Here is a 24,093-nt window from a genome sequence, read left to right on the forward strand (position 1 = left end):
ATGTACGAGAAGAAGTTTATGGAAGAGGCCATTCGGTTGGCTGTAGAGAATGTGAAAAAAGGGGCAGGAGGTCCTTTCGGAGCGGTGGTTGTGAAAGATGGAAAGGTGGTTGCTGCTTCTGCTAATACGGTTACTCCGGATAATGATCCGACGGCACATGCCGAGGTAAATGCGATCCGGCAGGCTTGCCGCCGACTCGGTAGTTTTCAGTTGGCGGGTTGCGAAATTTATTGCAGTTGTGAGCCTTGTCCGATGTGTTTGGGAGCTATTTACTGGGCTCGTCCGGACAAGGTGTATTATGCCTGTACGAAGACGGATGCTGCAGAGGCTGGATTCGATGATTCGTTTATATACCGGGAAATTGAGATGCCGGAGGCAGAGCGGAGTATTCCTTTCTGTAACCAGCGGGAAAAAGAGGCCGGAGAAGAGTTCCGGTTGTGGCGAACGAAAGAAGATAAGACGATATATTGAGAAAACAGAGGTTTTACCTCTGTTTTTTTTATCATTTATTAAATGAAATTATTTGATAATAATTAAAAAAAAGTATATTTGTTTCCAAATGATAGGATGGGTAGTAGAAGATTGCTTTCACGACGGATGTTAACTTCCTAAATATATGAGTATGAAAAGAATCTTTTATGTTTTGTTTTTGGCTGTGTTGGGAGCTTTGTTGGCTTCTTGCAACACATCCCGTGACTATGAAAGTGTGCCGGGTGATCCCTTGAATGCCCGCATATACACTTTGGATAACGGTTTGAAGGTATATCTGACCGTTAATCCGGAAAAGCCGCGTATTCAGACTTACATTGCCGTGCGTGTCGGCGGTAAGAACGATCCTGCTGAAACGACCGGTTTGGCTCACTATTTTGAGCATTTGATGTTTAAAGGTACGGAAGAGTTCGGTACGCAGAATTATGCACAGGAAAAACCGATGCTCGATGAAATCGAGAATTTGTTTGAGGTGTACCGGAAAACAACGGACGAAGGCGAGCGTGCGGCTTTGTACAAGAAAATCGACAGTATTTCGTATGAAGCTTCGAAGCTGGCTATCCCGAATGAGTATGACAAGCTGATGTCCGCTATCGGCGCCAACGGTACGAATGCCTATACCGGTAACGATATGACGGTTTATGTAGAGGATATTCCTTCGAATGAAGTTGAAAATTGGGCTAAAATACAGGCTGATCGTTTCCAGCATAATGTTATCCGCGGTTTCCATACAGAACTTGAAACGGTGTATGAAGAGAAAAACATGTCTTTGACACGTGATAACCGGAAGGTGTACGAGCAGATAATGGCGGCTCTTTTCCCGAATCATCCTTACGGAACCCAAACGGTGTTGGGGACACAGGAGCATTTGAAGAATCCGTCTATTACCAATATCAAGAACTATTACAAGGAATGGTATGTGCCCAACAATATGGCTATTTGTATGTCGGGTGATTTCAATCCGGATGAAGTCATTGTTACGATCAAGCAATATTTCGGAGGTATGCAACCGAACCCCAATTTACCGAAGCTGAATTTCCAGCCGGAACCTGCCATAGAACAACCGATTGTAAAAGAAGTCCTGGGATTGGAGGCTGCAAATGTGGCTTTGGCCTGGCGTTTTCCGGGAGCTTCTTCTCCGGATGCTGAATTACTGGAATTGGTGGGACAGATTTTGTATAACGGTAAAGCGGGTTTGATCGATTTAGATATCAATCAGCAACAAAAATTGTTGTCGGCTTATGCTTATCCGAATATGATGTCCGATTACAGTATGTTTATGATGAATGCCCGTCCGAAACAAGGACAGACGTTGGAAGAAGCCAAAGATATTTTATTGGCGGAAGTCGAAAAACTGAAGAAAGGCGAATTTGACGAGAGTTTAATCGAGGCTACGGTAAACAATTATAAACGTTATATGCAATCGTTGATGGAGAGCAACAGCTCCCGGGCCGATCAGTTTGTGGATGCTTTTATCAATGGAATCGAGTGGAAAGATAAGGTGGCTTCATTGGATAAAATGAGTAAAGTTACCAAGCAACAGATTGTGGACTTTGCAAATGCGAATTTCAAGGATAATTATGCTGTGGTATACAAACGGGAAGGAAAAGACCCGAATGAAAAGAAAATGTCAAAGCCTGCCATTACGCCGATTTTTATGAACCGGGATACTTCCAGTGCATTTTTGCGGGAAATTCAGGCTTCGCAGGTGAAACCGATCGAACCGGTATTTCTGGATTATGCCAAGGATATGGGACAGACGACGGCTAAATCGGGCATTCCTGTGCTTTACAAGCAGAATACAACGAACGATCTGTTTACGATCATGTATGTATTTGATATGGGTACTTCTCAGGACAAAGTTTTAGGAACGGCCGTACAGTATCTGGATTATCTGGGTACCAGCAAGATGACTCCGGAACAGATCAAACAGGAATTCTATAAATTGGCTTGTGACTATTTTGTATCTCCGGGAACGGAACGGGTATTTGTAGGTATATCCGGATTGAGTGAGAATATGGGTAAGGCAATGGAATTGTTTGAATCTTTGCTGGCAGATGCTCAACCGGCTCCGGAAGTTCTGGAAAACATGAAGGCCGATATTTTGAAATCCCGTCAGAATGCAAAATTGAACCAATCCGCCAATTTCAGCCGATTGACTCAGTATGCTCAATTCGGACCGAATTCACCCGCCCGCAATATATTGTCGGCTAAGGAACTGCAGGAGTTGAAGCCGGAAGATTTACTGTCGCGGACCAGTGAACTGAACAATTATGCGCATAAGATACTGTATTACGGTCCGATGACGATGGAGGAAGTGGTTGCTGTTATCAATGACAAGCACCAGGTTCCGGAGCAATTGACTCCTGTCCCTGATAATAAATGTTTCGTTCCTCAGTTGACGCCGACCAATAAGGTGCTTATTGCTCCTTACGATGCAAAACAGATTTATATGGCTTCTATTTCCAATCGGGGAGAAAAATTCAATCCGTCTATTTATCCGGTATTATCCATGTACAATGAGTATTTCGGCGGTGGAATGAATGCCATTGTATTCCAGGAAATGCGTGAAGCCCGCGGTTTGGCTTATTCGGCCGGAGCCGGTCTCAGTCAACCCGGAAAGTTGGATAAGCCTTATATTTTCAATACTTTTATCGCTTGTCAAAATGATAAGATGATAGATGCATTGGCGGCTTTCGATGAAATTATCAACGATATGCCGGAATCGGAAAACGCCTTTAAGCTGGCTAAGGATGCTCTCCTGACCCGCTTACGGACACAGCGTATCACGAAATCGGATATATTGTGGAATTATTTGGGGGCACAAGATTTGGGGCTGACAACGGATCGTCGTAAAGAGTTGTTTGAAAAAGCCCAGACGATGACGTTGGAGGATGTGAAGAAATTCCAGGAAGAATGGATTAAAGGTCGTACGTATACGTATTGTATCTTAGGAGACGAAAAAGAACTGGATTTGAAGGGCTTGCAAAAATACGGACCGATTACCCATTTGACCCGGGAAGAGATATTCGGTTATTAAAATAAAGAAGGTGCCAGCACTGGCACCTTTTTTTATTTTCCGTTTATTTCATTCAGGATTTCCTGAATTTGTTCCTGACAACCGCCGCAGCCTGTTCCTGCATTGGTTTCTTCTCCTACTTCTTCTACTGTTTTCAGTCCTTTTTCGCGGATGGCTTTCTCAATTTCTTCACGGCTTACATCAAAGCAATGACATATCGTTTCACTCATAATCGTTTGTTTTTATTGATTTATAATTATTTTGTTCCAAAATTACGATAAAAACCGTTGTCAGCCTTAATAAATCCGATCATATCTTTTTATGTCATTATAGATAAGATTTATAATTTGCGTGAATATATGAAAAGATATTCGATTTTTACTATTTTTGCATTTCTCTAAAAATAGAATGTGAAGCGGATTATAAATGAAATAATGAGGTTCTTGCTTCCGGTTATCTTTATCGGATATATCGGGATTATTTCGCTTTGTACCCACGTCCATGTCGTGGATGGGGTAACGATCGTGCATTCGCATTTGTTTAAAAATGTTCCGGGACAGCCTCCCCATTCGCATACACATGCCGGGTTCCAGTTGATACATGCCGTTACTTCGTATACTTCGACGACAGATGTCGTTCCCTGTTTCGATTTTGCCGCTGTTTGTTTGGAATTACCCGTCGTACTCTGTGTGTCCGGTGCATCGGTTTTTATATCTGCTGTACCCGGCGTATTATCTCTTCGTGGTCCTCCGGCCGGTCTATAGGGACTGTGATCGGATTTCAGATTGAATTTCTCTTTTATAATTTACGATTTATTTTTATCGTTTATCTGTTGCGTTATTTTATATGACGTTTCAGGGAGAGCCGTTTTATTGGAAGATGAACGATTTTTCATCTTGTAATCTTTGTTTTTATTTCATTCTTTCCGATCAATCAATGATCTGAAATTCAGTTGTCCCGGAGTTCAGACTATCTTATTATTTATGTTTTTAAAGAAATTTGTTTATGATGAAGAGATATATACTTTTAGTGGTATTGTTGTTGAGTGTGTCTGTTTGTTTACAGGGTATACCGCCTGAACTGAATCCGACAGACGCCAATATATACGGACATGTGATAAGTAAAAAAAGCAGAGAACATCTGGCATTTATGACAGTGGCATTGAAGGGAACAACAATCGGAACGGCGACGGATGCAAGCGGACATTATTTTTTGAAAAACCTGCCGGAAGGAAAGTTTACGATGGTTGTAACGGCTGTCGGTTATAAGCCGGTACAGCGGGAGGTCGTGCTGAAGAAAGGGAAAACCCTGGAAGTTAATTTTGAGGTAGAGGAAGATCAGGTGGCTTTGGACGAAGTGGTGGTTTCGGCTAACCGGAACGAGACGACAAGGCGGATGGCTCCGACTTTAGTAAAGGTTTTGGATACAAAGATGTTCGAGACACAGGGAGCAGTTTGTTTAGCCGAGGGGCTGAATTTTCAGCCGGGGGTCCGGGTGGAGAATAATTGCCAGAATTGTGGATTTCAACAGGTACGAATTAATGGGCTGGACGGTCCCTATACTCAGATACTGATTGATTCGCGTCCGGTTTTCAGTGCTTTGAGCGGAGTTTACGGGTTAGAGCAGATCCCGGCAAATATGATTGAACGTGTAGAGGTAATGCGGGGAGGGGGAAGCGCTTTGTTCGGGTCTTCGGCAATTGCCGGAACAATCAATATCATTACAAAAGAGCCACAACGTAATTCGGCTCAAATTGCCCATAATGTAACGATGTTGGGGGGAAGTAATACATACGATCATGCGACTTCATTGAATGCTTCCCTGGTTTCGGATAACCGGAAAGCAGGTCTGTATGTGTTCGGGCAGTCGCGCTTCCGGCCGGGATACGATTATGACGGAGACGGATATACGGAGTTGCCGAAGATCAAAAGTAAGACGCTGGGGATGCGTTCGTTTTTGAAAACGGGAACTTACAGCCGGCTGACAGCCGAATATCATACCATTCATGAATTCAGACGGGGTGGTAATAAGTTGGACAGACCGCCACACGAGGCCGATATAGCCGAGCAAGTGGAACATGATATCAATACGGGAAGTTTGAAGTTCGATTATTTTGCCCCGAATGAAAAATACCGTTTCAGCTTGTTTTCGTCGGTACAACACATTAACCGGGAGAGCTATTACGGTACGGGAAAAGATTTGAATGCTTACGGGAATACGACGGATTTGACATATGTCGGCGGGGGGCAGTTGTTTTATCATTTCGACCGGTTTTTATTTATGCCTTCGGACTTAACCGTCGGTGCCGAATTTAATTACGATCGCCTGGCGGATAAGATTTGCGGGTATAACCGGGATTTTGACCAGACGACACGGATTGTAAGTGCTTTTATACAAAACGAATGGAAGAACGATCGCTGGAGTTTTCTGATAGGGGGACGGGCAGATAAGCACAATATGTTGGATCATGTCGTATTGAGTCCGCGCGTGAATATCCGGTATAATCCGACTCCCAATCTGAATTTCCGGGCCAGTTATTCGGGAGGTTTTCGGGCGCCGCAGGCTTTTGACGAGGATTTGCATATTGCGGCGGTCGGTGGAAAGGTGGCGATAATAAAAATCGATCCGGATTTGAAGGAAGAACGGTCGCAAAGTGTCAGTGTTTCGGCAGATATGTATCATCGTTTCGGACAGGTGCAGGTGAATTTGCTGGTAGAAGGGTTTTATACAAATTTGAAGGATGTATTTGTTCTGGAAGATATCAGTACGGACAATGGGATTCTGACGAAGGAAAGACGGAACGGTTCCGGAGCGGAGGTAATGGGAGTAAATCTGGAAGGGCGCGCTGTTTTTACCCGTTGGCTGGAATTACAGGCCGGAGCGACGATACAGCGCAGCCGTTATAAGGAACCCGAAAAATGGAGTGAAGATCCGGAGGTGCCTGCTGAAAGAAAAATTTTCCGTACACCGGATGTATATGGGTATTTTACGGCTTTACTTAATCCGGTCAAGCGTTTTTCGGTAGTGCTTTCCGGTACTTATACCGGTGAAATGCTGGTGCCGCATGCAAAAGGGTATATTCCCAAAGATATCGCGGTGGATACGCGTGATTTTTTGGATATGGATGTAAAACTGGCTTATGATTTTTCAATAAGTAAAGAGATCGGTTTACAATTGAATGCCGGTGTACGTAACATATTTGAAGCTTATCAATCGGATTTTGACAAGGGCCCTGACCGGGACTCGGGATATATATACGGTCCCGGACTTCCCCGGAGTTATTTTGCCGGTGTAAAGATTTCTTTTTAAGAACCGGACTGTTTTTAACTATAAATAGTGAGTCTGCGCATAAAAAGAACTGCTTTTTACCTCTAAATGGGGATTTGCAGCAAACAGACAACGGTTTATCTTTGTCCTATCACAATACAAAGATAACGATTGATTAATAATGATTTGGAAAGACTGCAGACAAATGAACTGCAGTCTTTTTTATAGACAAGGTGGAATTCCGGATTTTAATTTTTTTCATCTGAAATAAAATCTGATGATTTTGTCCCGGGGTTTTTGTTTGGTGTAAAATCTGTGTAATTTTGTTTCTCCTCAAAAAGTTTGTTAAGTCTCTAAAAAATAAAATTAATGATGTTTTTTGCACGTTTTAGGGTGTTGGTATGGATTGCTGTTTTATCGTTGGCAGTTGTTGTATATTCCTGCGATGAACCGGGAAAGGAAAGAGAACTGATCTTGCTGCATACCAATGACAGTCATGGTAGTATTGTGCCTGTCGATAGTATGGGCGGAATGGCTGAGCGGGCTACTTTTATCCGGGAAATCCGGGAGAAGAATAAGCATGTGTTATTAGTGGACGCCGGTGATTTCAATACAGGGCAGGCAGCTTCGAATATGGCAGACGCTCATCCGGATATTGCAGCCTATAATTATATGGGATATGATGCAGTGACGGTCGGTAATCACGAGTTCGACAAACCTTTGGAGGTGTTGCTTAAACAAATGGAATGGGCTGATTTCCCTTTTGTGGTTTCGAATATCCGGCAAAAAGGAAAGATTTTAGGTCAGGAATATCTGATTAAAGAAATCGGCGGAATAAAAGTCGGTGTATTCGGTATTACAACTGTTCATACACGTCATATCAGTGTTTGTGCCGATAAGCTGGATTTTGAAGAGGAAATTCATACTGCAGCCCGGATGGTGAAGGTGTTGAGGGAGCAAGGAGCGGATGTCGTGATCGGTTTGGTACATTTGGGATTTACAGAAACAACTCCGGATTATGTAACTTCCCGGAAGCTGGCTTCTCAGGTAGACGGTATCGATATCTTGGTAGACGGGCATTCGCATTCGTATATTGAAAAACCGGAATGGGTTAATCGTACCTGGATCGTGACTGCGAATCAGAGCGGACGTTACGTCGGAATGGGAAAACTTCGGGTAAAAGGGCACCGGCTGACAGGATTCGATTGGAAATCGGTACCTATAAAAGGGTATGCTCCGGATATAATGTTATGGCGGCAATTGGAGCCTTATATAGAGGTTGCTCATTCAGATTTGCAAACGGTTGTCGGCTTAGCAACAAAAGAATTCGCTTTGTATGAGCGGGATGAAAATGTGGCCCGCTATCGGGAGAGTAGTCTCGGAAATTTGGTCGCTGATGCCTTGAAATGGAAAGCTACGGAAGGGTTGCATCTGAAAGCTGATTTCGGTTTGGTAAATTCAGGAGGTATACGTGCCGGATTACCTGCCGGAGAGATTACCCGGGAAGAGGTTTTGTCCGTATTGCCGTTTGCCAATGTGCTGGAGGTGATCGGAATGAGCGGAGCGGATGTACGGCGCCTGTTTACCTTTATTGCTTCCGTTACCCCGGGAAACGGTGCTTTTGCTCAAGTTTCCGGGGATGTTCATGTGGTATATGACCGGCAAGCCCGACAGGTAAAGGCGTTATCAATCGGGGGGAAACCGGTGGTGGATACAATGATTTATTATATGGCAACCTGTGATTATGTGGCAGCAGGTAAGGACGGATATGAGGCCGGACTTGGAAATATAACCTACCGTGAAAATACATCCCGCTTACTTTCTGATGTATTGGCAGACTATATACAGATGAAAGGACGTATAACACCTTATACGGACGGGAGAATAGAGGTAAAATAGCTGTGTTGGAAAGGTTTTTTGTTTTTAGGTATGCTTTGTGTACGTAAAGTCATTTTAAATTGGAATAGTTGATAAGCGGTCCGGTTGAACCGGAATCGTAAATCCTCAAACAAAAATAAAATAAATTAATGACAGAGATTTCCGTTCCGAAACTCCTGCTATTTTCTTAAATTTGTGTAATTGTAATACAAGAGTTATGTTATTGTTATCGATATCCCATTCATTGCCGCTGACAGATCCGGTATTGAAATTTTTGTTGATCCTGATTATTATTTTGTCGGCTCCTTTACTGCTGAATAAATTGAAGGTACCTCATTTGCTGGGTTTAATTATTGCCGGGGCAATTATCGGACCTTACGGTTTAAATTTGGTGCTGCGGGATAGCAGCATCATTTTATCAGGAACGGCGGGTTTGTTATATATTATGTTTTTGGCCGGTTTGGAGATCGATATGGGTGATTTTAAACGGAATAGCGGGAAGAGCCTGGTTTTCGGTATGTATACTTTTTTGATTCCGATGGGTTTAGGGATTGTCGCAGGCTATTATGTCCTGAATTTTTCAATGGAAACCTCTATTTTGCTGGCAAGTATGTTTGCTTCCCATACGCTGATTGCCTATCCGATTATCAGCCGGCTGGGCATTACGAAGGATAAATCCGTAAGTATTACCGTGGGGGGAACGATGATCACCGATACTTTGGCTTTGTTGGTGCTGACCGTTATTGTAGGAATGGCTACCGGACAGACGGGAGATTATTTCTGGACCCGGTTATCCGTATCCGTGATTGTATTCGCTTTGTTTGTCGTTATTGTTTTTCCTTTGATCGGGCGTTGGTTTTTCAAACGGGTACAGGATAGTATCTCTCAATATATTTTTGTACTGGTCATGGTATTTCTGGGTGCCTATCTGGCGCAGTTGGCCGGAATGGAAGCGATTATCGGTTCGTTTTTGGCCGGTTTGGCTTTGAATCGGTTGATTCCACATTCTTCTCCGTTGATGCACCGGGTGGAATTTATCGGGAATTCTATTTTTATTCCGTTTTTTTTGATCGGAGTCGGCATGTTGATCAATTACCGGGTGTTTTTCACTAGTTTTGAGACGATCAAGGTCGGCATTGTAATGATTATCATTGCAACGGCGGCAAAATATGCTGCTGCCTGGCTGACACAGAAGACCTTTCGTATGTCGGTGGACCAAAGGCGGGTCATTTTCGGTTTGAGTAATGCGCAGGCGGCAGCGACTCTGGCAGCCGTGATGGTTGGGTATAACGCTATTCTGGGGCAGACTCCGGAGGGAGAACCGATACGCTTATTGAACGAAAGTGTGTTGAACGGTACGATATTGATGATTTTGGTAACGTGTACGATGGCTTCTTTTTCGGCGCAGCGGGGTGCTCACAATTTGGCTGTGGCGCAGATTTCTGAGGAGAAACGCCAGGTTGAAGAGCATAAGGAGCGGATATTGATTCCGGTCAGCAATGAGGAAACCGCCGAGGAGTTGGTAAATTTGAGTCTGGCGGTGAAATCGCCGAAGAACATGCGTTTTTTGTATGCCTTGAAGGTGTTGGATAATCAATCGACGGAGGAAGGAAGTGTAAAACAGGCAAAAAGGTTATTGGAAAATGCAGCTTTGACGGCTGCGGCAACGGATACGCATTTGCAGGAACTATTACGTTATGATCTGAATGTACCGAATGCAGTATTGAGTGTGATATTGGAACACAGTATCACCGATCTGGTGCTGGGTTTGCACAAAGAAAAAGGAATCTCGACTTCTTTTTTGGGGCGTATCACAGAAGATATTTTAAATCATAGCGATGTCACGACTTTAATTTATAAATCTGTCCAGCCACTTTCAACCATGAAGCGGCATCTGGTGGTTATTCCCGAACAGGCAGAGAAGGAAATCGGTTTTACTCAATGGGCAAACCGGACCGGAAATCTGGTGCAGAATACGGGGGCCAGAGTTGTTTTTTACGGAACGTTTCAGACCTTGGAACAATTGAAAGGTGTTTTACCCAAGCAAGTACAAGCGGAGTATAAGGAGTTTGGAGATTGGGATGATTTTCTGATTGTCTTCCGGGATGTGAGGCCGGATGATATGCTTTGGGTGGTTATGAGCCGTCATGACCGGATTTCTTATAATCCGGGGATGAACCGGATCCCGGGTTATCTCAATAAATATTTTCAGGCAAACAGTTTTATTTTAGTCTATCCCTTGCAGGCAAGTACGAAGGGAAGTCGTTATTTAACCTGATGTGATATGCAGAAATTGTTGCTACATACTTGTTGTGCTCCTTGTTCCGCAGCGATTATCGAATGGTTGACGGCAAACGGGTTTTGTCCGACATTGTATTATTTTAATCCGAATATTTTTCCACGGACGGAGTATGATATCCGGAAGGAGGAATGCAGCCGTTATGCCCGGGCTTTGGGGTTGGAGATTATAGACGGGGATTACGATCATGCGGGATGGTTGGAACTGGTCAGCGGATTGGAAAGGGAGCCCGAACGGGGAAAACGTTGCTTTGTGTGTTTTAAAATGCGTCTGCTGGCAACTGCCCGTATGGCGCAGGAGAAGGGGTTCGACCGTTTTGCAACGACACTGGCTTCTTCCCGTTGGAAGAATCTGGAACAAATTGCGGAGGCCGGACATTGGGCTGCCGGGCAATTTGAAGGGATTGCCTTTTGGGAGAAAAACTGGCGCAAAGAGGGATTATCCGAACGCCGCCGGATTTTACTGGCAGAAAACGGTTTTTACAATCAGCAATATTGCGGTTGTGAATTCAGTAGACGAGGGAAGGGGGATTTTGATTTACGATTTTAGATTTACGATTTTAGATTGGGGTGTATAGGGTAGCCGGATTTTGGATTTTTTTTTGTAGTGAGATGTTGAGGTATGTAGGGTTGGTTTTGATTTACGATTTTAGATTTACGATTTTTGATTGGGGAGTATAGGGCAGCCGGATTTTGGATTTTTTTTTGTAGTGGGATGTTTTGGTATGTAGGGTTGGTTTGATTTACGATTTTAGATTTACGATTTTTGATTGGGGAGTATAGGGTAGACTGATTTTGGATTTTTTTTGTAGTGAGATGTTAAGGTATGTAGGGTTGGTTTTGATTTATGATTTTAGATTTACGATTTTTGATTGGGGAGTATAGGGTAGACGAATTTGAGATTTTTTTTGTAGTGAGATGTTTTGGTATGTAGGGTTGGTTTGATTTACGATTTACGATTTACGATTTACGATTTTTGATTGGGGAGTATAGGGTAGACGAATTTGGAATTTTTTTGTAGTGAGATGTTTTGGTATGTAGGGTTGTTTTGATTTACGATTTTAGATTTACGATTTTTGATTGGGGAGTATAGGGTAGACGAATTTGAGATTTTTTTGTAGTGGGATGTTAAGGTATGTAGGGTTGGTTTTGATTTACGATTTTAGATTTACGATTTTTGATTTGGGGATATGAGGAGACGGGATTTAGGGTTGGATGAACGGAGGGGGGATATATGGGGAGGATTTGGAAGAGATTATTTATAGAATACGGAAATTTTGTCGTTATGTCTGAGCATCATCATCATGATCATTCGTATGGGATCACTTCGTTGAATAAGGCATTTATTATCGGAATTGTCTTAAATGCAGGTTTTGTCGTCATTGAATTTACTGCAGGTTTCTGGTTCGATTCTTTGGGATTGATTTCGGATGCCGGTCATAATCTTGGGGATGTGGCCAGTTTGTTGCTGGCTATGCTGGCTTTTCGTCTGGCCAAGGTGCAGGCGACTCCCAGATATACATACGGTTACAAGAAAAGTACGGTATTGGTTTCTTTGTTGAATGCAGTTATATTGCTGGTAGCTGTCGGTTTTATTGTCGGAGAGAGTATCAATAAATTATTCCAGCCCCGTCCGGTGGAAGGAGATGCTGTGGCCTGGGTAGCCGGTGTCGGTGTATTGATAAATGCCGTTACGGCTTGGTTGTTCCTGAAGGATAAGGAAAAGGATTTGAATGTGAAAGGCGCTTATTTGCATATGGTTGCAGATGCTTTGGTTTCAGTCGGCGTTATGGTTTCGGGCATCATTATTCAATATACGGGTTATTATGTGATAGACCCTTTGATCGGTATCGGTATTGCTGTTATTATCGTTTATTCTACCTGGGGATTGCTGCGCGATAGTTTACGGCTTTCTATGGACGGAGTTCCGGCAAATACGGATTACAAGACAATTGAAAAAGTTATCGTATCGACACCGGGGGTGAAGGAATGTCATCACATGCATATCTGGGCCTTGAGTACGACGGAAACGGCCTTGACAGCTCATATTGTCGTGGAGGACATCCGGCAGATGGAGGATTTAAAATGCACTTTAAAGCATCGTTTGGGAAATTCCGGGATTGCTCATGCTACGCTGGAGTTTGAGACTGTCGGTGAACATTGCGACGGCTGTTGTGAAAACAATGCTTTGGCAGATTGATACTGTGTGAAAATGACATCCGGACAACCGTATGAGAAAAGCCCGTTTACGAGATCGGTTAACGGGCTTTTGTTTGTATATCGGTTATTTGAAGAAACATAGGAAATACCGGTTATCTCCGGATATTTTTCTCTATTTTTTCCAGTGGAAGCGGCTTGGTACAGAGAAACCAATCGTAACATTTCATACCTGCTTCCTCTTCGTTGGCTCGTTGTTCGGCCTTTTCCATTGTTCCCGGAGATGTTGTTATAACATCGTCTCCCGGCTTCCAGTCTGCCGGTAAGGCTACTTTAAAACGGTCGATGGTTTGTAAACCGATCAGGATGCGTTTCATTTCGTCGAAGTTGCGTCCCAATGCCATCGGATAGTACAGAATTGTCCGGATGATGCCTTCGGGATCGATGAAAAAAACGGCCCGTACAGCTTTGGTATTGCTTTCTCCCGGATGTAACATGCCATAGGTCTTGGCTATTTTCATGCCTACATCGTCGATTACGGGGAAATGAATTTTAACGTTTTTCATTCCTTTATAATTGATTTTTTCTTCTATTGTCCGTAGCCAGGCTATGTGGCTGGATACGCCGTCGATTGAAAGTCCGACCAACTGACAGTTCATTTTTTCAAATTCTGCCGTCATATTTCCGAAAGTAATAAATTCAGTCGTGCATACAGGCGTAAAATCTGCCGGATGACTGAACAAAATGATCCATCTTCCCTGAAAGTCGTCGGGAAAATTAATTTCACCCTCGGTCGTTATGGCTTTAAATGCCGGAGCATCATCTCCGATACGGGGAATGGCTGTGATATCGTTTTCCATTGTATTCATAGCGATTTATGGTTTTAAATGTGTAACGTTTCCGGGGCTATTTTGTTGCTTTCGACTTTTTGACTTGTTTTAATGTTTATCTCGTAAAAAACGGCTAATTTTGTGAGAAGATAGAGTAAAAATATCCGCTATGAACCTAAAGATTATCCTGGGATGCTGTGTAGCTTTGTTGGCACTGGTAAATCCTTTGCAAAAGATTTTGATAGTTACGTCTTTACAGGAACGGTTTACATCGGGTGAGTTACGTTATATCTCCATAAAATCTACCGTTACTGCGGCGATTATTCTTATTTTTTTTCTTTTTTTGGGAGAGATTACTTTTTCTTATGTTTTCCGGGTCGAATTGTATTCTTTTCAGATTACGTGCGGTGCTGTATTGATATACAACGGCCTTTCGGGATTGTTGAAGGGATTTTTTCTTAAGGTGGACGAGCATATCAAGATTGCCGATTTGACGACGGTACCTATTGCCATTCCGATGATTGCCGGACCGGCCACGATTACGGCAGCCGTGACTTTCCCGGTGCAATACGGGCGGGAAATAACGATTGTTGCCATTTTATTGGCTTTGGGGGTTAATTTGTTCTGCATGTTGCAAGCCCGCCGTATCGGAAATTTTTTAATCAGGTATAATTTTATGAATCCCTTGATCCGTATTATCGGATTGATTGTGGCTACGATCGGTTTGCAAATGGTGTTTGACGGGATTACGCTTTTTATTAAAAGCCTGTAGATATGATTTACGCTTTATGATTTCAGATTTACGATTAAGATAAGTCGTAATATTTGTAAGGGATTTTAGATTGTAAATTTGATCCGCCAGGGTTTCCGAATTTGAAATTCATATATCTGCGGAATCAGCGGACGATTTACAATCTAAAATTTTACAATTCTTCGGTTTAGTTTTTTATCTCGATGCCCTGTTTTTTGTATTCGTTTTTGAGCAGGTCGACCATTTGTTCGACAGCCAGGTTTTTGGCTATGATTTTTTTGTCTTTATCGAGAATGTACATGACCGGGGTTGAGAATACGTTGTAGATTGTCCAGTAATTGGATTGTCTGTTCGGATCCCAGCAATTGATAAAATCAAAAAGCTCGTTTTTCTCTATAAATTCTTCCCATTGCTTCTTATCGGTATGCGTATTGACGGCAAATACTTTTAATCCATACGGGCTGAACCGGTCATATATTTCTTTTTTGGCCAAAGGAACCTGTTTTTTGCAATGTCCGCAATTGGGTTCCCAGAATAGAAGCAGGGTATAAGGAGCTTTGGTTTCAAGCAAACTTACCCATCCGCCTTCTAAAGTCGGCAATTTTAAATCCAGGGCTTTCTGACCGATTAAGTTATATTGTCTTTTAATGACTTCATCCGTGATTTTTTTCAATTGCTCTTTGTCGAGCCAATCCACTTGTCCGCTCATATAATAATGTTCACCTAATTTTACAAAGGCTTCGTCCATTCCCATGATTTTATTATCGAAGGTGTATACGATGCAGTAGTTCAGCAGGTAACGGAACATTACCTTACAGGGTTTGGCCTTTTCGATGACACCTACACAGGCACGGTACAGAGAGTCCGGATGTACGACTACCCAATTTTGAAAATAGTCGTCCAGTTTGTTTTTGAATACCGGAGTCCGGATCAGCATGCTGTCTGTAAGATTTGTATTGTCCCAGAAATGTGCTTTGGTGTAGTAGAATGCCCGGCGGCGGATTTCCATATCCCGGTCTTTTGTACCTTCGGGTACCTGTGCTGAAAAATCGGGTGTTTCCGGACTGAGTGTAAAGTTTACGAAGGTTGCTAATGCCGAACCCGGGTATTTTTTACTCAGATCGGCAACATATTTGCGGACTTCGTGGTCGGCCAGATTGAATTTATCGGTATAGGCTTTTCTGATTTCTTCTTTTCCTTTATCCGGATTTTTTTCAAATTCATTTCTCAATACCTGCATTTTCTGATTTTGAGAGGTCATGAATTTCTGAAAGTCCAGAAAAGCTGTATTTTCGGGAGAACCTTCGAATTTCATGGTTTGCAGATAGTTGGTCGTATCGGTTTTTATCGAAAAATGCTGATTGTCTCCGATGATCAGATCGAAATAGTTACTGGGAGAAAACAGCAGGATATACATTCCCCTTGCCAGTTTTTTCTGATTGTTACGGAAAAAGCCATTTCCCTGGTTGTCCAGTTTTGCCGTATCACAGGCATATACTTTGCCTTCAAAGTAGTTGGCGAGTATTACATTTTTACCTGCCATACTGTTGACGTTGATTCGGATGTTATACCCCTGTGCATGCACTGTCGTGAGTTGGAAAACTCCACAAAATAAGAATAGAATAAAAAGATTTTTCATTTTTACGAATAATCTAAATAGGATGGAAATGATTGAATGTTGATAAATACTCAGCCGGATGTTTGCCTTACAGTTTAATATCTGAAGTAAGTGTTGATTGCATCATTAGCTTTGGCAAAACCCAGCCGGGATGCTATCTCAAGATCTTTCAAAGCTTCGTCAGACCGTTCCTGAGCCAACTTGGCAATTCCCCGGTTGTAATAGGATTTTGCATTGGAAGGATCGATGTTGATGGCTTCTGTATAATCTTTAATCGCAGCATCAAGGTTGCCTTGTATTTGCATGATTACTCCCCGGTTGAAATAAAGTCCGGTTTCGGCCAGCCCGAGTTCCATTGCTTTGTTGTAGTCGGCCAGGGCTCCTTCGTAATCTTTCATATAAAACCGGGCAATTCCCCGGTAATGATAGGCTGTGATAAAGTCCGGACGTAAGTTGATCGTTTGCGAGTAATCTTTAATGGCACTGTTGTATATGCCGATATTCTCATACACAATCCCCCGGTTAAAATAAGATTCAGCATGATCCGGGCAATTGGCGAGAATGTAATTGAAATCGTTCAGAGCTTCTTTGTAACGTTTGGTATTGGCATAGCAAATTGCCCGGTTGTAATAAGCCGGTAACCATTCATTATCCGTTATAATTGCATTGTTGAACTCTACGATGGCCTGATCGTACAAGCCTTGTTTGATGTAATTCAATCCGTTTTTATTGGTTTGGGTAACTTTGCTGTTACAGGAAGCCAATAAAACCACTACCGTGATAATCAATCCATATCTAATATTCATCTCTCTATATTACATCTTGGTTTATTAGACCCAAAATTAGTTATTCGTATCGAAATATTAAAGTTTTGTATTGGTTTTTATTATCTGTTATATATTTTTTTTATAAGATCCGGACGTTTAATTCTTTTTAAGGTAGCGATAATTTTTTCCCGAAACTCTCTTTTATACCAGAAAAAGAACATATTTTGTTGTTTTTTTTCCGATTCTGATTTTGGGGATGCGATTTTTTGCAGCGAATAGGGATGGTATCCGGTATAGAAAATCGTAGTTGCCAATGTCATGGGTGTCGGGGTAAAATCCTGCACCTGTTCCAACCGGAAATTCAATTCACGGGTAAGAATAGCCAATTCAGCCATATCTTCCAGGTGACATCCCGGATGGGAGGATATAAAGTAGGGGATTATTTGTTGTTTCTGTCCATTCCGGCTGTTTATCGCATCGAATTTTTCCTTCAGTTCATAGAATAGTTTGAATGAAGGTTTCCGCATTATTTTCAAGACATTATCGGTTGCATGTTCCGGTGCTACTTTAAAGTGTCCGGATACGTGATGACGGATGACGGTTTGTAAATATTCTTCATTGGTCCGGTTGATGTTTTTATTTCCGGAATCGTGCAGGCAAAGGTCGTAGCGGATGCCGGAGCCGACGAATGCATGTTTGATTTTGGGCTGTTGCCGGGTTATGGTATATATTTTTAAAAGGGGGCCGTGATCTGTGTTCAGGTTTTTACATACGGTCGGGAAAGCACAGGAAGCGCGTTTACAAGCGGCACATAGAGTTTTGTTTTGGCCTTGCATTCCGTACATATTGGCGGAGGGGCCGCCCAGGTCGGTTACTGTCCCCCGAAAGTCGGGCATACGGGTAATTTCTTCCAGTTCCTGTCGTATGGACTCTTCGGAACGGGAAGAAATGAATTTCCCCTGATGGGCAGATATCGTACAGAAGGCGCAACCTCCGAAGCATCCCCGGTGAAGAGTCACGGAATGCCGGATCATATTGTAAGCCGGAATTTCTTTCCCTTTGTAACGTGGGTGTGGGAGGCGGGTGAAAGGTAAGGCATATATAGCATCGATTTCAGATGTACTCATGGGAGGATAAGGCGGATTGACGATGATTTGAACGTCTTCGTAAGCTTGTATGAGCCGGGCAGCTTCCAGACTGTTGGATTCCTCTTCGATGTGGCGGAAATTACGGGCGTGATTTATCGGATCTTTCAGGCATTCTTCGTGTGAAAACAGGCGGATCGTTTGCCATTTTTTATTTCCGGCACAGGATTCATGTTGCGGTCTTTGTATACAGGTTTGCGGAACATTGGTTAAACCGGCAAAAGGAACTCCTTTTTTTAATAGTCTGCACAGTTCTGTAAGCGGTTTTTCTCCCATGCCGTAGATCAGCATGTCGGCACCGCTTTCGGTCAGGATGGACGGACGCAGGCGATCCTGCCAATAGTCGTAATGTGTCAACCGCCGTAACGAAGCTTCTATTCCGCCGATGATTACAGGTATGTCCGGATAAAGTTGTTTCAGTATCCGGGTATAGACGATTGTAGGCATATCGGGACGGAATCCGGATTTTCCTCCGGGGGTATATGCGTCGTCAAACCTCAGCCTTTTGGCGGCGGTATAATGGTTTACCATTGAATCCATACTACCGGCACTTATACCGAAGAAAAGATTGGGACGTCCCAGTTTTTTGAAATCACGGAGATCATCACGCCAATTGGGTTGGGGGACGATCGCTACCTTTAAGCCTAAAGATTCTAAAAGTCTTCCGATAACGGCAATACCGAAGGAAGGATGATCGACATAGGCATCTCCGGAAAATAAGATGACATCCAGTGTGTCCCAACCACGTTCCTGTACTTCTTTAGCAGAAGTCGGTAACCATTGTAGTTTCCTTTCGTTGTTCATTCCTTTAAATATTGCACAAAGATAGCGTTTTTTTATACCTTTGCACACCAAAAATTGTAAAGCAGAATTAAGGAATTTGTATATGAAGAAAGTAAATATAATCAGTTTGGGATGTTCGAAAAATCTGGTAGATACAGAATTGTTACTCAAACAATTGGTAAAAGCCGGATATGAGGTAGCGGTAGATGCGGAAAAAGAAGAAGCGGATATTGTCATTATCAATACTTGCGGTTTTATCGGCGATGCCAAGGAGGAGTCTGTGAATACAATATTGGAACAGGTCAGACGTAAGACGGATGGGGAAGTTGATCGGATATTGGTAATGGGATGTTTGTCACAACGTTACAAGTCTGAACTTGAAGTGGAAATTCCGGAGGTAGATGCCTATTTCGGTAAGTTTGACTGGAAAGGCATATTGAATTATTTAGGTAATTCATACGATGAAACGATCCGTAATCAGCGTTTACTGACGACTCCTTCCCATTATGCTTATTTGAAGATAGCAGAAGGGTGTAACCGGACGTGTTCCTATTGTGCCATTCCGATTATGACCGGAAAATATCAATCCCGGGAAATGGAGGAGATATTGGAGGAGTGCCGTAATCTGGTAAAGAATGGGGTGAAGGAGTTATTGGTTATGGCGCAAGACCTGACTTATTACGGTACCGACCTGTACGGTGAAAATAAATTGGCGGAACTGATCAGCCGGATGGCCGATATAGAGGGGGTGGTCTGGATCAAGTTACATTATGCCTATCCGGCCGGTTTTCCCTTGGAAATATTGAAAGTTATGCGGGAGCGGGAGAATGTGTGTAATTACCTCGATATCGCCTTGCAGCATTGCAGTGACTCTATGTTGCAAACTATGCGAAGAGGTGTGACTAAAGAACAAACCATATCACTGGTTAATAAGATACGAAAAGAAGTTCCGGGTATTTTTTTACGGACGACGCTTATGGCAGGGCATCCCGGAGAAACGGAAAAAGATTTTGAGGAGTTGTGTGCCTTCGTCCGGGAAATGAAATTCGAGCGCTTGGGGGTGTTTGCTTATTCTCATGAAGAAGATACGTATTGTGACAAATATTATAAGGATGATGTACCTCTGAAGGTTAAAAAACGTAGAACAGAAAAAATCATGGAGATTCAACGGGAAATCTCCCGGGAAGTAAATGATTCAATGATCGGGAAGACAATGCGGGTATTGATCGACCGGAAGGAGGAGGATTATTATATCGGACGTACGGAATACGATTCGCCTGAAGTTGATCCTGAAGTTTTGATACATTCGGATAAGTTATTGAAGATAGGAGAGTTTTATGATGTAAAAATAACCGGAGCTTACGATTATGATTTGACGGGCGAGGTTTTATGACGATAAGATTTTGTTTAATAAAATAATGGGAAAATGAAAAAAATTCAATTTATGTTGTTGGCCATATTGGTATTGGCCGTTGCATGTAAAAGTAACGAAAAGGCTTTGTTGACTTCTCAGGAGTGGGAATTGAAGCAAATGGAGGGACTTACGGATAAACCGGAAAGAATGCCTTCTCTGCAATTTACGGATACCGCTACGATATTCGGATTTGCGGGGTGTAACCGTTTTTTTGCGACTTATGAGACAGGAAAAGGCAATAAACTTACGATTCACCCGGGAGGTGTGACGATGATGTACTGTCCGGATATGCCTGTGGAGGATCGTTTTTTGCTCGGGCTGAAAAAAGTTGCTGGTTATTCTATTCAGAATAATGAGTTACAATTAAAAGATTCAACCGGGAAAGTACAAATGGTATTCGGGCCTTTGGTAAAAGGTGAGCAGGTTGGTGTTGCCAAAGACGAGCATGGCTGTAACGCGGCTGCGGGTTATACCTGGTCGGAAGTACAGGCAAAATGTATCCGCTTGTTTGAAGATGGTATTCAATTTCAGTCGGTACAGGATACGGCTTCGGCTTTGGCTGCTTATGTAGTGTTTTCTGCGGATTCGTTAAAAGCGGAGGTTTTTGTTCCGGATCAGGAAAATCATCCGGTATTGGACAGAAGGGAATTGCCGGCCGGAGGTTATGCCTGGAATCAGGAAGATGACGATACGTATAACGTAAGGATAAAAGACGGGGTATGGGTTATTGAACAGCGGGGAAATATACTCTATTCGCAGAGCAGATAAGAAATTTTAGATACGTACATTCTCTTACATTTCTTTGTTATATTTAAGGATTAAATTATATTTGTAACAATGATTCTTAACTAAAAGTTTAATTTAAATAATTCAATCATGAGTAACAGAGAAAAAAGTATCGAATTGCTAAACAGAGCAGTGAATGACGAGTTATTGGCCGTTCACCAGTATATGTATTTTCATTTTGTATGTGATGATTTGGGGTATGATTTGCTTTCAGGGCTTTTCCGCCGTACGGCAATTCAGGAAATGATGCATGTTGAGCAACTTTCTGAAAGAATTCTTTTTTTGAAAGGGGAAGTGGACATGAAGGTTGCCGGAGAGGTTCAGAAAATACATGATGCCCGGGAGATGCTGAAACTGGCTGTAAGCATGGAAATGCAATCGGTGGAAGATTACAATAAATGGGCCAATGAATGTGCTGCCAATGCGGATTCTGTATCTAAAAAATTATTTGAGACACTGACAGCCGAGGAAGAAGTTCATCAGGATCAGTATGATACAGAAATGGAGAATTTACAGAAGTTCGGAGATCATTACCTGGCATTGCAATCGGTAGAGCGTAGTAAGAGTGTTGCAATGGGGACACCGGCTGAATGATTTAGTATGGACGATAAAATAAATAAATCATGCTGAATAGTTTATTTTGGATTGTTCCGGTCTGTTCGTTGATTGCTTTGCTTTTTGCCTGGATGTTTTTCCGGGGAATGATGAAAGAATCGGAAGGAACGGATACGATGAAACGTATTGCTTCCCATGTACGTAAGGGAGCAATGGCTTATCTCAGACAACAATATAAGATTGTCGGATTTGTTTTTCTGATACTGTGTATCTTTTTTGCCTGGATGGCCTATGGCCCTGGTTTACAAAATGAATGGGTATGGTTTGCTTTTCTGACCGGTGGTTTCTTTTCCGGTTTGGCAGGCTTTATCGGTATGAAAACGGCCACTTATGCTTCTGCCCGTACTGCCAATGCTGCCCGCCGTAGCATGAATGACGGTTTGAAAGTGGCTTTCCGTTCCGGAGCCGTAATGGGGTTGGTGGTTGTCGGTCTGGCCTTGCTGGATATTTCTTTGTGGTGGTTGGTGCTGGATTATTTTGTGGATGATCCCAGTTCCAGTCATAAGGCGATTATGATTACGACGACGATGCTGACGTTTGGTATGGGTGCTTCTACCCAGGCATTGTTTGCCAGGGTAGGTGGCGGTATTTTTACCAAAGCTGCGGATGTCGGGGCGGATTTGGTCGGGAAGGTGGAAGCCGGTATTCCGGAAGACGATCCCCGTAATCCGGCTACAATTGCCGACAATGTAGGAGATAATGTGGGTGATGTTGCCGGTATGGGGGCCGATCTTTACGAATCGTATTGCGGTTCTGTACTGGCTACGGCTGCATTGGGTGCTGCTGCCTATATATCTGTACCGGAAATGCAGTTTAATGCGATTCTGGCGCCGATGCTGATCGCTGCTTTCGGGGTTATTCTTTCCTTATTGGGTATATTTATGGTTAAGACCAAGGAAGGTGCTTCTCAGTTACAGTTGTTACGGGCATTGGACAGAGGAATCAATACGAGTTCCATACTTATCGTAGGAGCCAGTTTTCTGGTCATTTATTTACTCGGTTTGAGTTATTGGATTTGCGGTTCTGTGATCATCGGCTTACTGACCGGTATTGTGATCGGGAAAGCTACGGAGCATTATACCTCCCATGCTTATAAGCCGACACAGGATATTGCCAGGAGTTCTGAAACCGGACCGGCGACAGTTATTATAAAAGGTATCGGAACCGGTATGATCTCAACGGCTATTCCGGTTATAACCATCGTTGTCGGTATCATTGTGGCTTATTTGTTTGCTGCGGAGTTCGATATGAGTAATATGGCCATGGGGTTGTACGGTGTCGGAATCGCTGCTGTCGGAATGCTTTCGACTTTGGGGATAACCCTGGCAACGGATGCTTACGGTCCGATTGCTGATAATGCCGGCGGTAATGCCGAGATGAGCGAATTGGGCGAAGAAGTACGTAAACGTACGGATGCTTTGGACGCTTTGGGGAATACTACGGCTGCAACCGGAAAAGGTTTTGCTATCGGTTCCGCGGCATTGACGGGGTTGGCTCTTTTGGCTTCTTATATTGAAGAGATAAAAATCGGACTGATCCGCCTGGGTGAGGTTACGATCGATGTGGGTGGAAATATTGTCAATACGGCTTCGGCTACATTGAAGGATATCATGACCTATTATGATGTAAACCTGATGAATCCGAAAGTATTGGCGGGTATTTTTATCGGTTCTATGATGGCTTTTCTGTTCTGTGGGTTAACCATGAATGCTGTCGGACGTGCTGCCCAAAAAATGGTGAATGAGGTGCGCCGTCAGTTCCGTGAAATTAAAGGAATCATGGAAGGTAAAGCAGAACCTGATTATGCCCGTTGTGTTGAAATTTCGACCAAGGGGGCTCAACGTGAAATGCTTTTCCCTTCTTTGCTGGCTATTATTATTCCGATTCTTGTCGGATTGATATTCGGCGTAGCAGGTGTGATGGGGGTATTGGCCGGCGGTTTGGGTTCCGGTTTTGTACTGGCTATTTTTATGGCTAATTCCGGGGGAGCCTGGGATAATGCCAAGAAATACGTGGAAGAAGGGCATTTGGGCGGAAAAGGTTCTGATTGTCACAAGGCGACGGTAATCGGAGATACTGTCGGAGATCCGTTTAAGGATACTTCCGGCCCCAGCTTGAATATTTTAATCAAATTGATGAGCATGGTTGCCATTGTGATGGCCGGAGTTACCTGTACGATCAGCTTGTTTTGATTTTTCTTAATGGTATAATACGGGGGATAAATCCGAATGGGGTTTATCCCCTGTTTTTTATGTATTTTTAGTCTGTCTGGAGGT

The 24,093-nt window shown here is 43.0% G+C and carries 18 protein-coding genes; 13 read left to right on the forward strand and 5 right to left on the reverse strand.

Translation table 11 applies throughout. From position 1 onward, the window contains the following. Together BN8908_RS04490 and BN8908_RS04495 are read left to right on the forward strand one after the other, a co-directional pair. Window positions 1-471, forward strand: coding sequence for a nucleoside deaminase (locus BN8908_RS04490; protein WP_021986898.1), 471 nt, complete (start codon window positions 1-3; stop codon window positions 469-471). 151 nt (window positions 472-622) lie between these two features. Next, on the forward strand, window positions 623-3,529 hold the full coding sequence (locus tag BN8908_RS04495) for an insulinase family protein (RefSeq protein ID WP_068689412.1): 2,907 nt from the start codon (window positions 623-625) through the stop codon (window positions 3,527-3,529). A 32-nt stretch (window positions 3,530-3,561) separates the two neighbouring features. On the opposite strand, the gene BN8908_RS04500 is transcribed toward BN8908_RS04495, so the two are convergent. Beyond that, window positions 3,562-3,738, reverse strand: a complete 177-nt coding sequence (locus BN8908_RS04500) for a (2Fe-2S)-binding protein (RefSeq protein WP_021986896.1) — start codon at window positions 3,736-3,738, stop codon at window positions 3,562-3,564. Window positions 3,739-3,942: 204 nt separating this feature from the next. Here BN8908_RS04500 and BN8908_RS04505 point away from each other — a divergent pair, with 204 nt between their 5' ends. From BN8908_RS04505 to BN8908_RS04530, 6 genes are all read left to right on the forward strand, one after another. Then, window positions 3,943-4,272, forward strand: a complete 330-nt coding sequence (locus BN8908_RS04505; RefSeq protein ID WP_068689414.1) for a hypothetical protein — start codon at window positions 3,943-3,945, stop codon at window positions 4,270-4,272. A 244-nt stretch (window positions 4,273-4,516) separates the two neighbouring features. Next, on the forward strand, window positions 4,517-6,817 hold the full coding sequence (locus BN8908_RS04510; RefSeq protein ID WP_068692100.1) for a TonB-dependent receptor: 2,301 nt from the start codon (window positions 4,517-4,519) through the stop codon (window positions 6,815-6,817). 327 nt (window positions 6,818-7,144) lie between these two features. Beyond that, entirely contained in the window at window positions 7,145-8,674 is a 1,530-nt protein-coding gene (locus tag BN8908_RS04515; RefSeq protein WP_068689415.1) for a bifunctional metallophosphatase/5'-nucleotidase, read from the forward strand. A gap of 196 nt (window positions 8,675-8,870) precedes the next feature. Continuing rightward, window positions 8,871-10,931, forward strand: coding sequence for a cation:proton antiporter (locus tag BN8908_RS04520; RefSeq protein WP_068689418.1), 2,061 nt, complete (start codon window positions 8,871-8,873; stop codon window positions 10,929-10,931). 6 nt (window positions 10,932-10,937) lie between these two features. Further along, window positions 10,938-11,501 carry an epoxyqueuosine reductase QueH gene (locus BN8908_RS04525; protein ID WP_068689420.1) on the forward strand — a complete coding sequence of 188 codons (564 nt, stop codon included), beginning with the start codon at window positions 10,938-10,940 and terminating at the stop codon, window positions 11,499-11,501. 735 nt (window positions 11,502-12,236) lie between these two features. Next, complete coding sequence (locus BN8908_RS04530) at window positions 12,237-13,151, forward strand: cation diffusion facilitator family transporter (RefSeq protein ID WP_068689422.1); 915 nt, start codon at window positions 12,237-12,239, stop codon at window positions 13,149-13,151. Window positions 13,152-13,263: 112 nt separating this feature from the next. Here the strand turns inward: BN8908_RS04530 and BN8908_RS04535 are convergent, their stop codons facing one another. After that, complete coding sequence (locus BN8908_RS04535; protein WP_068692102.1) at window positions 13,264-13,968, reverse strand: peroxiredoxin; 705 nt, start codon at window positions 13,966-13,968, stop codon at window positions 13,264-13,266. A 139-nt stretch (window positions 13,969-14,107) separates the two neighbouring features. Here BN8908_RS04535 and BN8908_RS04540 point away from each other — a divergent pair, with 139 nt between their 5' ends. Beyond that, the gene (locus tag BN8908_RS04540; protein WP_021988644.1) at window positions 14,108-14,710 is read left to right on the forward strand and encodes a MarC family protein; all 603 of its coding nucleotides are present in this window, start codon (window positions 14,108-14,110) and stop codon (window positions 14,708-14,710) included. A gap of 166 nt (window positions 14,711-14,876) precedes the next feature. Here the strand turns inward: BN8908_RS04540 and BN8908_RS04545 are convergent, their stop codons facing one another. The 3 genes from BN8908_RS04545 to BN8908_RS04555 all read right to left on the reverse strand — a co-directional run bounded on the left by BN8908_RS04545 (window position 14,877) and on the right by BN8908_RS04555 (window position 19,023). Further along, a complete protein-coding gene (locus BN8908_RS04545; protein WP_082989221.1) occupies window positions 14,877-16,328 on the reverse strand; it encodes a DUF5106 domain-containing protein in 1,452 nt (483 codons plus the stop codon). 74 nt (window positions 16,329-16,402) lie between these two features. Beyond that, window positions 16,403-17,113 carry a tetratricopeptide repeat protein gene (locus BN8908_RS04550; RefSeq protein ID WP_235837408.1) on the reverse strand — a complete coding sequence of 237 codons (711 nt, stop codon included), beginning with the start codon at window positions 17,111-17,113 and terminating at the stop codon, window positions 16,403-16,405. 80 nt (window positions 17,114-17,193) lie between these two features. Then, window positions 17,194-19,023 carry a YgiQ family radical SAM protein gene (locus BN8908_RS04555; protein WP_068689426.1) on the reverse strand — a complete coding sequence of 610 codons (1,830 nt, stop codon included), beginning with the start codon at window positions 19,021-19,023 and terminating at the stop codon, window positions 17,194-17,196. A gap of 76 nt (window positions 19,024-19,099) precedes the next feature. Here BN8908_RS04555 and rimO point away from each other — a divergent pair, with 76 nt between their 5' ends. The 4 genes from rimO (at window position 19,100) to BN8908_RS04575 (ending at window position 24,009) form a co-directional block, all read left to right on the forward strand. Continuing rightward, a complete protein-coding gene (gene rimO / locus BN8908_RS04560) occupies window positions 19,100-20,395 on the forward strand; it encodes a 30S ribosomal protein S12 methylthiotransferase RimO (RefSeq protein WP_187373427.1) in 1,296 nt (431 codons plus the stop codon). Window positions 20,396-20,428: 33 nt separating this feature from the next. Next, window positions 20,429-21,184: an META domain-containing protein gene (locus BN8908_RS04565; RefSeq protein ID WP_068689430.1), complete on the forward strand. Its 756-nt coding sequence runs from the start codon at window positions 20,429-20,431 to the stop codon at window positions 21,182-21,184. Between the two features lie 108 nt (window positions 21,185-21,292). Beyond that, entirely contained in the window at window positions 21,293-21,796 is a 504-nt protein-coding gene (locus BN8908_RS04570; RefSeq protein WP_021988650.1) for a ferritin-like domain-containing protein, read from the forward strand. A 29-nt stretch (window positions 21,797-21,825) separates the two neighbouring features. Beyond that, the gene (locus BN8908_RS04575) at window positions 21,826-24,009 is read left to right on the forward strand and encodes a sodium-translocating pyrophosphatase (protein ID WP_187373428.1); all 2,184 of its coding nucleotides are present in this window, start codon (window positions 21,826-21,828) and stop codon (window positions 24,007-24,009) included. The last annotated feature ends 84 nt before the right edge of the window (window positions 24,010-24,093 follow it).

Origin of the sequence: Culturomica massiliensis (assembly GCF_900091655.1) — a bacterium.
GTDB lineage: Bacteria > Bacteroidota > Bacteroidia > Bacteroidales > Marinifilaceae > Culturomica > Culturomica massiliensis.